Genomic DNA, 10,558 nt, shown 5'->3' with positions numbered 1-10,558 from the left:
TTTTGCCCGGCACGCCGGCACCCGTCGAGCTTGAGCCAGATCAAGGCGGCCCGGGGGGATCGGCATAGGCTGTCGGGACACCCTGCGGAGCGGACATGGCGAAGAAATTCCCCCTCAACCCCAAGCACCCCGAGCGCATCTGCTGGGGCTGCGACCGCTATTGCCCGGCGAACGACCTGGCCTGCGGCAACGGCGCGGGACGTACCGAGCACCCCAGCGAGAGTTTCGGCGAAGACTGGCACATCGCCTGGGGCTTCGAGCCCGACAAGCCGGCCGAGCCTCCCGAAGACCCCTGACTGTGGCGGTTCGTCCCAGGAGCCTTTTCTCCAAAATTGATGCTAATCATTATCGATTGCATCGCTGACTGCGAAGCTTGGTGTTACCTCATACGGAGATTTACACCATGCGCCAGATGCCTTCTGCCGTTTCGCTCGTCGCCGCCAGCCTTTTCGCTCTCCCCGCCCAGGCTAGGGAATACCCCATCGGTGAACCGCAGCCGTGCGCAGGAATGGAGATCGGGGCCGTGTACCTGCAGCCGGTGGAGATGGAGCCGGCTGGCATGATGCGCGCTACGGCCGAATCCGACATCCACCTGGAAGCCGACATCGCTGCCACGGAAGACAACCGCAACGGCTGGCAGGAAGGCAGTTTCGTTCCCTACCTGAACATTCGCTATGCGTTGAGCAAGCAAGGCTCGGACGAGAAGATCGAAGGCGACTTTCATCCGATGATCGCCAACGATGGCCCGCACTATGGCGACAACGTCAAGCTCATGGGGCCCGGCAAATACCGGCTGACCTACACCATTCTGCCGCCGGGCGGTGAGCACGCCATGTTCGGCCGCCACGTCGACAAGGAAACCGGCGTCGCCCCCTGGTTCGAGCGCTGCGAGCTGAATTACGAGTTCACCTACGCCGGCATCGGCAAGAAAGGCGGTTACTGAGCAGGAGGTCAGCATGGGACGCATCCTGCTTCCGGCACTCGCTCTGTTCGCCGTCAGTTTTGCCGACAGCCTCCAGGCAGCTTTACCGACTTACGAGCTGACCATCCGCGACGGCCATTTCGAGCCGGCGACCATCGAGGTACCGGCTCGCCAACGGTTCAAGATCGTCATCCACAACGCCGGCAGCGGCCCCATCGAGTTCGAAAGCACGCCGTTGCGGGTGGAGAAAGTGCTCTCCCCCGGCGTGACCTCGTTCGTGGTGATCCATCCGCTCAAACCGGGCCGCTACCCCTTCTTCGACGAGTTCCACATGGACCTGCCGGAAGGGGAAATCATCGCCAGGTAGTCCTGCGGCCATTCGAGCAGGCGCACCACGATCACCCAGGAGAAGCGACATGGGCCAATCCCTCTTCATCGTCTGGCGCGAGAGCGTCGAGGCGCTGCTGGTCATCGGCATCCTGCACACCTGGCTCAGCCAGCAGCCGGGCAACCGTCACGCCTTGCGCATGCTCTGGGGCGGCGTGATCGCCGGGCTCGGCCTGGCCTCGCTGCTAGCCTGGGGCATCCTCCGAGCCGGCGACTGGCTGGCCGGGCCGGCCGGCGAATGGTTCCACTGCGCCATGCTGCTGACGGCCAGCTTTCTCATCCTGCACATGGTCGGCTGGATGCATCGCCACGGGCGTGGTCTCGAGCGCGGCCTGGTGGGCCGCGCCGAGGCGCAGCTGAACAGCGGCCGTGGCCTCGGCCTGCTGGTGCTGGCGATGCTGGCGGTGGCGCGCGAGGGCAGCGAGACGGTGGTCTTCCTCTACGGCATCGGCTATCAGCAGCAAGGGGCCAGCCTGGTCGGCTTCGCCGCTGGCGGCGTGCTCGGCTTCGGCCTGGCGCTGCTCACTTATGCGTCGCTGCGGGCCGGCAGCCGGCTGTTCTCCTGGCGATGCTTCTTCCAGATCAGCGAAGCGTTGCTGCTGCTCCTCGGCGCCGCCCTGCTGATGGCGGGCCTGGATCGCCTGAGCGGCCAGCTGATGGGCATGGAGCTGCCCGAGGTCCTGTACGGCGTGTTCGGCGACCCTTTGTGGGACAGCTCCGCTCTGCTCGACGACGGCGGCAGTCTGGGCGCCACCCTTGCCGGCCTGACCGGCTACCGGGCGATGCCGTCGCTGGCGGCCGTGCTGTCGATGGCGGCCTACTGGCTAGCGGTCTGGCTGTGGTTGCGTCCACGAGCGCCGCGACAAACACAGGCCGTGCCGGCATGAACGTCTTCACCGCCCAGGCGCGCCGAGGACAGGCCAGCGGCGCGCCGGAACCTGCCGCGCTGGCACGCATCGGCGACTGGTTGCGCGACCATGCCGGCGCCATCCGCCTCGTCCAGTGGCTGGTGGTGATTTTCTATCTGATTCTGCTGCTGGTCCCCGCCCTGATCGCCCTGCCACCGTCGCAGGCACGCATGCTCGACCACCTGACCCTGCTCGCACAATTCGTCTTCTGGGGCCTGTGGTGGCCTTTCGTGCTGCTGTCGGTGGGGCTGTTCGGCCGCCTCTGGTGCGGCCTGCTGTGCCCGGAAGGCTCGCTCAGCGAATGGATCAGCTGGCGCGGCCTGAACAGGCGCACGCCACGCTGGATTCGCTGGAGCGGCTGGCCGACGGTCGCCTTCATCCTTACCACCGTCTACGGACAGCTGATCAGCGTCTACGACTATGGCCGAGCGGCCGCGCTGATTCTCGGCGGCTCCACCGTCGCGGCCATGCTGGTGGGCTTCTTCTATGGGCGCGGCAAGCGCATCTGGTGTCGGCACCTGTGCCCGGTCGGCGGTGTGTTCGGCTTGCTGGCGCGGCTTGCGCCGCTGCATTACCGGGTCGACGAGGCGCTCTGGCAGGCCAACCAGGGTCCGCGCCTGACGCCACCCAACTGCGCGCCGCTGATCGACATCCGGCGCATGCGCGGCAATCGCGAGTGCCACGCCTGCGGGCGCTGCAGCGGCCAGCGCGGTGCCGTGGCGCTGACCGCACGCTCGCCCAATGCGGAGATACTCATCGTCGGTGATCAAGCACAGCATGGCCGCTGGGATGTGCGCCTGCTTCTGTTCGGCATGATCGGCCTCGCCATGGGCGCCTTCCAGTGGACGGTCAGCCCCTGGTTCATCGGCCTCAAGCAGGCGGCGGCCGGATGGCTGGTCGAACAGGACATTCTCTGGCCGCTGGAGGCCAGTGCGCCCTGGTGGCTGCTGACCCACTATCCCGAGGTCAACGACGCCTTCACCTGGCTCGACGGTGCCACGATCCTGAGCTACCTCGGCGCCAGCACGATGCTGATCGGAGGCGCCCTGTGGCTCGCGCTACGCGTCGCGGCAGCGGTGATGAGGCGCGGCGAGCCGGTGTTCCGGCACCTGGCCCTGACCTTCACCCCGCTGGCCGGCGCGGGTCTCTTTCTCGGCCTGTCGGCCACCACCGTGAAGCTGCTGCGCTACGAAGGCTTCCTTCTGGCCTGGGCGCAGCCGGCTCGCGCCTGGCTCCTGTGCGGCGCGGTCGCCTGGACCCTGTACCTGAGCTGGCAGGTCATCAGCCGGCATGGCGCCAACGGCCTTCGCCGGCCGCTTGCGTTCGGCTGCTGTGTCCTGGGAGGCGCCGTGGTCGGTTACGGCTGGTACCTGCAGTTCTGGGGCTGGGCCTGAGCTTCGCCCGCGTGCCAGCACCTTCCAGGGCACGGTCGGACGGCATCTATCCGCGCAGCACGAATGAAGGAAACAGCTGGTCCAGACGCTCCCAGAGCTTCTGCTGATCGTAGGGCGGGCGGCTGTCGGCCAGCTCCGGATCGAGCATCCGGGCGGTGCGCACGCACTGCACGGCGAAGCGTTGCACACCCAGGGTGCGCAAGCGGCGGGCCATGTTCCAGAGCTCGTCGGGCTCGAACAGTTGCCAGTGCACGGTGGTGCGGCATTCATGGGCCACCCCGCTATCGAGCAGGTAGAGCAGGCTCTGCCAGTTGGCCTCGCCGCTGCCCGGCACGCCGGTGATCGACCGGCTGCGCTCCGGCGTGGCCTTGACGTCGAAGCCCACCCAGTCGACCAGTGGCAGAACCTGGCGGAACAGCTTCGGCTTGATGCCGGCGCTGTGCAGCGCGACCTTGTAGCCCAGCGCGCGGACCTGCTCGATCGCATCCGGCAGCGCATGCTGCAGCGTCGGTTCGCCACCGCTGAAGACGACCGCCTCCAACAGCCCGACTCGCTCGCGGAGAAATCCCAACAGGTCCGCCCAGGCGAGCTCGGACGTACCGCAGGCGGGAATCAGTTGCGGGTTGTGGCAGTAACGGCAGCGCCAGCCGCACCCCTGGCAGAAGAACACGCAGGCGAGGTGGTCGGGGAAATCGAGGGTGGTCAGGGGCACCAGGCCCCCGACCCTCAGGGCGGGGGCCATGCTCAGCGCGCCAGTCCGGCGGCACGCTCGGTGAAGTGCGTCCGCTCTCGGTGCTCGGACTGTTTGCCGGGATTGAAGGCCGCTACCGGGCGGTGATAGCCCATCACGCGGGTCCAGACCTCGCAACGCTGACGCTCGGCCTCGGGCAGTGGATTCGCTGGGTTCATGGTGTCGCTCCTTTGCTTGGGTGGGAGAAGATTCAGGCGCAGCACGTGGCCTGCCGGGCCAGCAGCGCCTCGTCGCACGTGGGACAGAACTCGTGCTCGCCGGCGAGGTAGCCGTGCACGGGGCAGATCGAGAAGGTCGGCGTGACCGTCAGGTACGGCAGCCGGAAACGGCTCAGGGCGTTGCGGACCAGGGTCTTGCAGGCCTGCGCGGAGGAAATCTTCTCCGCCATGTACAGGTGCAGCACGGTGCCGCCGGTGTACTTGCACTGCAGCTCGTCCTGCAGCATCAACGCCTCGAACGGATCGTCGGTATGGCCCACCGGCAGTTGCGAGGAATTGGTGTAGTACGGCGCCTCGGCGGTGCCGGCCTGAAGGATGTCCGGGAAGCGCTTGCGGTCTTCCTTGGCGAAGCGGTAGGTGGTGCCCTCGGCCGGAGTCGCCTCCAGGTTGTACAGGTGGCCGGTCTCTTCCTGGAACCGCACCAGCCGCGCCCGCACGTGATCCAGCAGCGCCACGGCCAGGCGCCGGCCGGGCTCGGTGTGCAAGCCATCGTGATCGTCGGTGAAGTTGCGCACCATCTCGTGCAGGCCGTTCACGCCGATGGTGGAGAAGTGATTGCGCAGCGTACCCAGGTAGCGCCTGGTGTAGGGATACAGGCCGGCGTCCATGTGGTGCTGGATCACCTTGCGCTTGACCTCCAGGCTCTGCCGCGCCAGCTCCAGCAAGGCGTCGAGGTGTTCGAGCAGGCCCGCCCAGTCGCCGGCATGCAGATAGCCCAGGCGCGCGCAGTTGACCGTCACCACACCGAGCGAGCCGGTCTGTTCGGCCGAACCGAACAGACCGCCTCCACGCTTGAGCAGCTCGCGCACGTCCAGCTGCAGGCGGCAGCACATCGAGCGCACCTGGTTGGGCTTCATGTCCGAGTTGAGGAAGTTCTGGAAGTACGGCAGCCCGTAGCGGGCGGTCATCTCGAACAGACGCTCGGCGTTCTCGCTGTCCCAGGGGAAATCGTGGGTGATGTTGTAGGTGGGGATCGGAAAGGTGAACACCCGCCCGCGCCCGTCGCCGGCCTGCATCACGTCGATGTAGGCGCGGTTGATCAGGTCCATCTCGGCCTGCAGCTCGCCATAGGCGAAGGGCATCTCCACGCCGCCGATGTAGGGAATCTGCTCGCGCAGGTCCTCCGGACACACCCAGTCGAAGGTCAGGTTGGTGAACGGCGTCTGGGTGCCCCAGCGCGACGGCACGTTGAGGTTGTAGATGAATTCCTGGATCGCCTGGCGCACCTCGTCGTAGCCGAGGCGGTCCTTGCGCACGAAGGGTGCGAGGTAGGTATCGAAGCTGCTGAAGGCCTGGGCCCCCGCCCACTCGTTCTGCAGGGTGCCGAGGAAGTTGACCATCTGCCCCAGGGCGCTGGAGAGGTGTTTCGGCGGGCCGGCCTCGACTCGCCCGGAGATGCCGTTGAAGCCTTCGTTGAGCAGCGAGCGCAGCGACCAGCCGGCGCAGTAGCCGGCGAGCATGTCCAGATCATGGATGTGCAGGTCGCCCTCGCGGTGGGCGGCGCCGATCTCGGGGCTGTAGACCTCGTCGAGCCAGTAGTTGGCGGTGACCTTGCCGGAGACGTTGAGGATCAGCCCGCCGAGCGAGTAGCCCTGGTTGGCATTGGCACGCACCCGCCAGTCCTCGCGCGACAGGTACTCGTTCATCGAGGCGGCGACATCGACGATGGCCTTGCGGTCCCGACGCAACCGGCCATGGCGCTCGCGATAGACGATGTAGGCACGCGCCGTCGCGTAGTGTCCCGCCTCCATCAGCACGCGCTCGACGGCGTCCTGCACCTGCTCGACCTCGACGACCCGCCTGGCCAGCCGCGCCAGCACCCGGTCGGCGAGCGTCAGTGCCGTGTCGGCGCCGAACTCGCCGGTGGCCTCGCCAGCCGCCTCGATCGCCCGCGCGACCTTGTCCAGCTCGAACGCCAGCAGGCGGCCATCGCGCTTGCGAACCGAGGCCGGCAGGTGGATATCTGGAGTTCCGCCCATCTTTCACCTCAACATCTAGTAGAAAATAAAAATGAAACCACAAGATGTCGTGGAATGTAGTGCGTAAGGCGGTGGAAGGAATTGACCAGCGTCAAGCCGCGGCGGTGACTGCTTTTTCCCCATCGGGCATCGATCTTGTCGTTGGTCAAGGAAACAGGGGCATCCGCGCTCTTAGGATGCGGCCGAGTCGTCCCGAGCCGGGGCCTGGGGAAAAACATGCTTACCGAAACCTCGCTTGTCGCCCAGTTGCGCCGCCATCATCTGTTCAGCCGGCTGCCCGAGCCCGCGCTGCAGGAGGTCTGTGCGTCGGCCAATCTCAGGCGTCTTTGCGCCGGCACCGCGCTGTTCCATCAGGGAGGGAAAGCCGAGCGTTTCTATTTTCTGTTCAGTGGCCAGGTGAAGCTGCACCGCGTGGTATGCGACGGCCAGGAGAAGCTGGTGGAGGTCATCCGCCCCGGCGAATCCTTCGCCGAGGCCTTGCTGTTCACCGGCACGCCCAACTACCCGGTCACCGCCACCGCGCTCAAGGCAAGCCTGGTCGCCAGCCTGCATGGTCCGCATTACCGGCGCATGCTCGAGGAACACCCGAGCATCTGCCTGGATATCCTCGCGACCCTGAGCATCCGCCTGCACCAACGGATGAACGAGATCGACACCCTCACCCTGGCCAACGCCAGCCACCGGGTGGTGCGGTTTCTCTACCAGTCGCAGGACAACGACAACGGCGTGGTGACCCTGGATGTGCCGAAACGGCTGATCGCTTCCAAGCTTGGCATCCAGCCGGAGACCTTCTCGCGCATCCTGCATCGGCTGACCGAGTCGGGAATGATCAACGTGCAGCGTCGGCGCATCGAGATCCTCGACAACCAGGGCTTGGCGGCCTACCAGGACTGACCCCGCGACCCTCCCCTCAACTGACTGACCGGCCGATCGCATCGGCCCCAACCGGAGATGCCCATGTCCAAGTCCACTACCCTGCCCCTGGTGTATTCCTGCTCCGGCTGCTCGAACGTGGCGCAACTGGCCAACACGCTCGCGGTGCGGCTGGATCGAGCCGGGCTCGCGGAGATGTCCTGTATCGCCGGCGTCGGCGGTCGGGTCGGGTCGCTGGTGAACAAGGCCAACTCCGGACGGGCCATCCTGGCCATCGACGGTTGCCGGTTGCACTGCGCGCGGGCTTGCCTGGCGCAGCACGGGGTCACCGCCGAGGTACACATCACCCTCAGCAGCTACGGTCTTCGCAAGCGCTATGGGCAGGACTGCAGCGAGGCCGAGACCAACGCCCTGTTCGAAGACATGCGCGACATCCTGGCCAGCGATCGCATGCAGCCCCGGGAGCGAACGCTCCCGGTCTGACGTATCAGCCCTGCACCTGCGCCACCTGCATGCCGGCACGCTGCAATAGCGTCCATAGCCAGGGAGGCAGCAGGTCGGGGTCGAGGCTGTCGATCAGATTCTTGATCGCCAGGCCCAGCTCCGTATCCCCCTCGATCACCAGCCTGCGTCGGAAGAACAGCGTGTCCGGGTCTTCCTGCCGGCTGGCCAGGAGCAGGAATTCGCGCCAGTTGCCGCGGATGGACACCCGCACCGGCGCCTGTCGGGCGATGCGCAGCGCTCGTCGCTCGCAGGTCAGGCACCAGGCGAGCCCGAGGTCGGCGACCTCCAGACGCATCCAGTTGCCCTCCAGGGCCTCGAAGGCATCGTCGGCCAGCGGCTCGGCGAACAGCCGGTTGAGGCTTCGCTCCAGCACCGTGCGCTGCAGCGCGAAAGGCGTACGGGCCAGCCACGGCAGCAACTGCTCGCCCAGTTTCATCGCATGCTCGCGGGGGTTCAGCACAGGCCGGCCTCCTCTGCGCGGAGCATCCCCGGCCGGCCGTGCCAGTAACCGTTGCACCCCTCGACGGCGAGCGGCGGCTGCGCGCCCTGGCGCACTGCATCGAAGGCCGCGATGACCGCCCCCATGCCTTCGGCACGCGGGCTCAGGCGCAGCAGATCGGCCCCGCATGCCTGCAATGTCGGGTAATCGGCCAACAGGTTGGACGTCGCGGCGGACAGGGTCTGGATACCGTTGAGGGTGAACAGTGCCTCGCCCTCCTGGCTGAGCAGCGGAATGCCTTCGGGGTAGTGCTTGCAGCAGAACTGGCAGTCATCCTTAGGCCGGTTTTCCGCCCGCGCGGTGAAACATCGCGCCGAATAGGCGAGCGGCAGGTGGCCATAAGCGAATATCTCGATTTCCGGCAGGCCGACCTCCAGTTCCGCCAGCTGTTTGCGAGCACCGCGTACCAGGGCGCCCGACATTTCCACCGGTGGTACCCAGCGGCACATGCCACTGCTCACCAGTTCGGCCAGCGCATGGCCGTTGTAGAGATTCAGCGCAGGTCCGCCGACAAAGGACAGGCGCCGCTCCGACAGGTACTGCACGGCCCCCATGTCGTTGGCCTCGACCAGCAGCTCGCCGTTCTCGCACAGGCGGCGCACGCCGGACAGCTCCGAAGCGGCTTCCACCAGGGTCAGGCTGGACAGGACGATCTGCGCCTTGGTTTGCTGCGCCAGCTCCCGGGCGAGGCCGATCCAGTCGTCCAGCCCCATGCTGCGTCGCTTCGAGCAGACGGTTTCACCCAGGTAGATGACGTCCAGCGGCTGGCTCGCCATGTCGGCGTAGAAGTCGTGCAGCTTCTGGCGATCCCAGTAGAACAACACCGGGCCGAGGCTCAGTTTCATGGTTGGCTCCTGCATAGGGGGATTCACTGCCATGCCCGGTGGTAGGCACCCAGGGTGGTTTGCGAGCCCTCGGAAAGGCCGTCGAGAACCGAGCGCCAGGCGGGCTGCACGGCATAGTGCTGGGGCGCCTGCAGATAGGCGTCGAGTGCGGCGCGCCAGACGCGAGTGACCTGTTCGACATAGGCCGGGCTGCGTTGCCGCCCTTCGACCTTCACCGCGCTGACGCCCATGGCGGCCAATTCCGGGATCAGGTCCAGCGTGTTCAGACTGGTCGGCTCCTCCAGCGCGTGGAAGCGCTGGCCATTGACCAGGAACCGCCCCTTGCACAGGGTCGGGTAGCCGGCCGCCTCGCCCTTGCCGTAGCGGTCGATCAGCACGCCGTTCAGGCGCGAGGTCAGTCCCTCCGGCTCCTCGACCCAGCGCACCGCCTTGGCCGGCGAGCAGACGCCGCACAGGTTCGGCGACTCGCCGGTCAGGTAGGACGACAGGTGACAGCGCCCCTCGGCCATGATGCACAGGCTGCCGAAGGCGAACACCTCGACGGGCACCACGCTGCTGGCCGCCACCTGCCTGACCTGTTTGAGCGACAGCACGCGCGGCAGCACCGCGCGGCTGATGCCGTAGCGCTCGTGGTAGAACGCCAGGGCGGCGGCGTTGGTCGCCGAGCCCTGCACCGAGAGGTGCAGCTTGAGCGCCGGATGACGCCGGCTGGCATAGCCGAGCACGCCGGGGTCGGCCGCTATCAGCGCGTCGACGCCCAGGTCGGCCGCCTGGTCCACCGCCCGCTTCCAGCGCACCCAGCCTTCCGGCTGGGCATAGGTGTTGACCGCCACGTAGAGCTGGCGTCCTTTCTCGCGGATCAGCTGCAGCCCCTTGTCCAGCTGACGATCATCGAGATTGAGCCCCGCGAAGTGGCGGGCATTGGTGTCGTCGCGAAATCCGACATAGATGGCATCGGCGCCCTGCTGGACGGCGGCCTTGAGCGCGGGCAGGCTTCCTGCCGGGCAGACCAGGTGCATGACAATTCCTCGTCGATGGGAAGGCCGCTGCGCACGTTCGCGCCGCGCCAGGCGCAGCGGCGGGACGGCCGGCAGTCTAGGCAGCCGTTCGGCAGCGGACATTGATAGGGGTCAAGGTTGCCCGCTCGTCGGGCAGGCGGCCCAGCAAGAAGCCCAGGGTCGGATTCACCCTTCTGGTGATCGATACCGGGCTTTTCGTGGTCATTTCCACCATTGACGGTGCTCGACGCCAGGATTCATGCGCCCTGGCGGCTGGCAC

The 10,558-nt window shown here is 66.8% G+C and carries 13 protein-coding genes; 7 read left to right on the top strand and 6 right to left on the bottom strand.

The window, feature by feature from the left end:
- Positions 1-95: 95 nt before the first annotated feature.
- From DN824_RS11020 to DN824_RS11000, 5 genes are all read left to right on the top strand, one after another.
- The gene (locus DN824_RS11020) at positions 96-296 is read left to right on the top strand and encodes a DUF3079 domain-containing protein (RefSeq protein WP_138408447.1); all 201 of its coding nucleotides are present in this window, start codon (positions 96-98) and stop codon (positions 294-296) included.
- Positions 297-412: 116 nt separating this feature from the next.
- On the top strand, positions 413-943 hold the full coding sequence (locus DN824_RS11015) for an iron transporter (RefSeq protein ID WP_174236870.1): 531 nt from the start codon (positions 413-415) through the stop codon (positions 941-943).
- Positions 944-956: 13 nt separating this feature from the next.
- On the top strand, positions 957-1,289 hold the full coding sequence (locus DN824_RS11010) for a cupredoxin domain-containing protein (RefSeq protein WP_138408445.1): 333 nt from the start codon (positions 957-959) through the stop codon (positions 1,287-1,289).
- Positions 1,290-1,338: 49 nt separating this feature from the next.
- Positions 1,339-2,196 (top strand): FTR1 family iron permease, encoded by an 858-nt coding sequence (locus DN824_RS11005; RefSeq protein WP_138408444.1) that lies wholly within the window; start codon positions 1,339-1,341, stop codon positions 2,194-2,196.
- A complete protein-coding gene (locus tag DN824_RS11000) occupies positions 2,193-3,611 on the top strand; it encodes a 4Fe-4S binding protein (protein WP_138408443.1) in 1,419 nt (472 codons plus the stop codon). Before DN824_RS11005 ends, DN824_RS11000 begins: the two co-directional genes overlap by 4 nt.
- A 46-nt stretch (positions 3,612-3,657) precedes the next feature.
- On the opposite strand, the gene DN824_RS10995 is transcribed toward DN824_RS11000, so the two are convergent.
- The 3 genes from DN824_RS10995 to DN824_RS10985 are packed head-to-tail and all read right to left on the bottom strand — an operon-like array spanning position 3,658 to position 6,559.
- On the bottom strand, positions 3,658-4,353 hold the full coding sequence (locus DN824_RS10995; protein ID WP_138408442.1) for an anaerobic ribonucleoside-triphosphate reductase activating protein: 696 nt from the start codon (positions 4,351-4,353) through the stop codon (positions 3,658-3,660).
- A gap of 2 nt (positions 4,354-4,355) precedes the next feature.
- A complete protein-coding gene (gene nrdD / locus DN824_RS22815) occupies positions 4,356-4,520 on the bottom strand; it encodes an anaerobic ribonucleoside-triphosphate reductase (protein ID WP_138408441.1) in 165 nt (54 codons plus the stop codon).
- 32 nt (positions 4,521-4,552) lie between these two features.
- Positions 4,553-6,559, bottom strand: a complete 2,007-nt coding sequence (locus DN824_RS10985) for a ribonucleoside triphosphate reductase (RefSeq protein WP_138408440.1) — start codon at positions 6,557-6,559, stop codon at positions 4,553-4,555.
- A 216-nt stretch (positions 6,560-6,775) separates the two neighbouring features.
- On the opposite strand from DN824_RS10985, the gene DN824_RS10980 reads away from it, so the two are divergent.
- Together DN824_RS10980 and DN824_RS10975 are read left to right on the top strand one after the other, a co-directional pair.
- A complete protein-coding gene (locus DN824_RS10980) occupies positions 6,776-7,453 on the top strand; it encodes a Crp/Fnr family transcriptional regulator (protein ID WP_138408439.1) in 678 nt (225 codons plus the stop codon).
- Between the two features lie 63 nt (positions 7,454-7,516).
- Entirely contained in the window at positions 7,517-7,915 is a 399-nt protein-coding gene (locus DN824_RS10975; RefSeq protein ID WP_138408438.1) for a putative zinc-binding protein, read from the top strand.
- A gap of 4 nt (positions 7,916-7,919) precedes the next feature.
- Here the strand turns inward: DN824_RS10975 and ubiT are convergent, their stop codons facing one another.
- Genes ubiT through ubiU form a run of 3 tightly spaced genes read right to left on the bottom strand, consistent with a single transcriptional unit; the run spans position 7,920 to position 10,299 of the window.
- Positions 7,920-8,396 (bottom strand): ubiquinone anaerobic biosynthesis accessory factor UbiT, encoded by a 477-nt coding sequence (gene ubiT / locus DN824_RS10970; RefSeq protein WP_138408437.1) that lies wholly within the window; start codon positions 8,394-8,396, stop codon positions 7,920-7,922.
- A complete protein-coding gene (locus DN824_RS10965) occupies positions 8,390-9,280 on the bottom strand; it encodes a U32 family peptidase (RefSeq protein ID WP_138408436.1) in 891 nt (296 codons plus the stop codon). Before DN824_RS10965 ends, ubiT begins: the two co-directional genes overlap by 7 nt.
- Positions 9,281-9,303: 23 nt before the next feature.
- Positions 9,304-10,299 carry a ubiquinone anaerobic biosynthesis protein UbiU gene (ubiU, locus tag DN824_RS10960; protein ID WP_138408435.1) on the bottom strand — a complete coding sequence of 332 codons (996 nt, stop codon included), beginning with the start codon at positions 10,297-10,299 and terminating at the stop codon, positions 9,304-9,306.
- Positions 10,300-10,558 lie beyond the last annotated feature (259 nt).

It is taken from the genome of Stutzerimonas nosocomialis (assembly GCF_005876855.1).
In the GTDB taxonomy this organism is placed as follows: domain Bacteria; phylum Pseudomonadota; class Gammaproteobacteria; order Pseudomonadales; family Pseudomonadaceae; genus Stutzerimonas; species Stutzerimonas nosocomialis.
This window is presented reverse-complemented; position numbering and strand designations above follow the sequence as displayed.

Coding starts and splice junctions, on each gene's coding strand:
- DN824_RS11015 (WP_174236870.1), top strand. CDS start 413: ATGCCTTCTGCCGTTTCGCTCGTCGCCGCCAGCCTTTTCGCTCTCCCC.
- DN824_RS11005 (WP_138408444.1), top strand. CDS start 1,339: ATGGGCCAATCCCTCTTCATCGTCTGGCGCGAGAGCGTCGAGGCGCTG.
- DN824_RS10985 (WP_138408440.1), bottom strand. CDS start 6,559: ATGGGCGGAACTCCAGATATCCACCTGCCGGCCTCGGTTCGCAAGCGC.
- DN824_RS10965 (WP_138408436.1), bottom strand. CDS start 9,280: ATGAAACTGAGCCTCGGCCCGGTGTTGTTCTACTGGGATCGCCAGAAG.
- DN824_RS11000 (WP_138408443.1), top strand. CDS start 2,193: ATGAACGTCTTCACCGCCCAGGCGCGCCGAGGACAGGCCAGCGGCGCG.
- nrdD (WP_138408441.1), bottom strand. CDS start 4,520: ATGAACCCAGCGAATCCACTGCCCGAGGCCGAGCGTCAGCGTTGCGAG.
- ubiU (WP_138408435.1), bottom strand. CDS start 10,299: ATGCACCTGGTCTGCCCGGCAGGAAGCCTGCCCGCGCTCAAGGCCGCC.
- DN824_RS10975 (WP_138408438.1), top strand. CDS start 7,517: ATGTCCAAGTCCACTACCCTGCCCCTGGTGTATTCCTGCTCCGGCTGC.
- DN824_RS11010 (WP_138408445.1), top strand. CDS start 957: ATGGGACGCATCCTGCTTCCGGCACTCGCTCTGTTCGCCGTCAGTTTT.
- DN824_RS11020 (WP_138408447.1), top strand. CDS start 96: ATGGCGAAGAAATTCCCCCTCAACCCCAAGCACCCCGAGCGCATCTGC.
- DN824_RS10980 (WP_138408439.1), top strand. CDS start 6,776: ATGCTTACCGAAACCTCGCTTGTCGCCCAGTTGCGCCGCCATCATCTG.
- DN824_RS10995 (WP_138408442.1), bottom strand. CDS start 4,353: ATGGCCCCCGCCCTGAGGGTCGGGGGCCTGGTGCCCCTGACCACCCTC.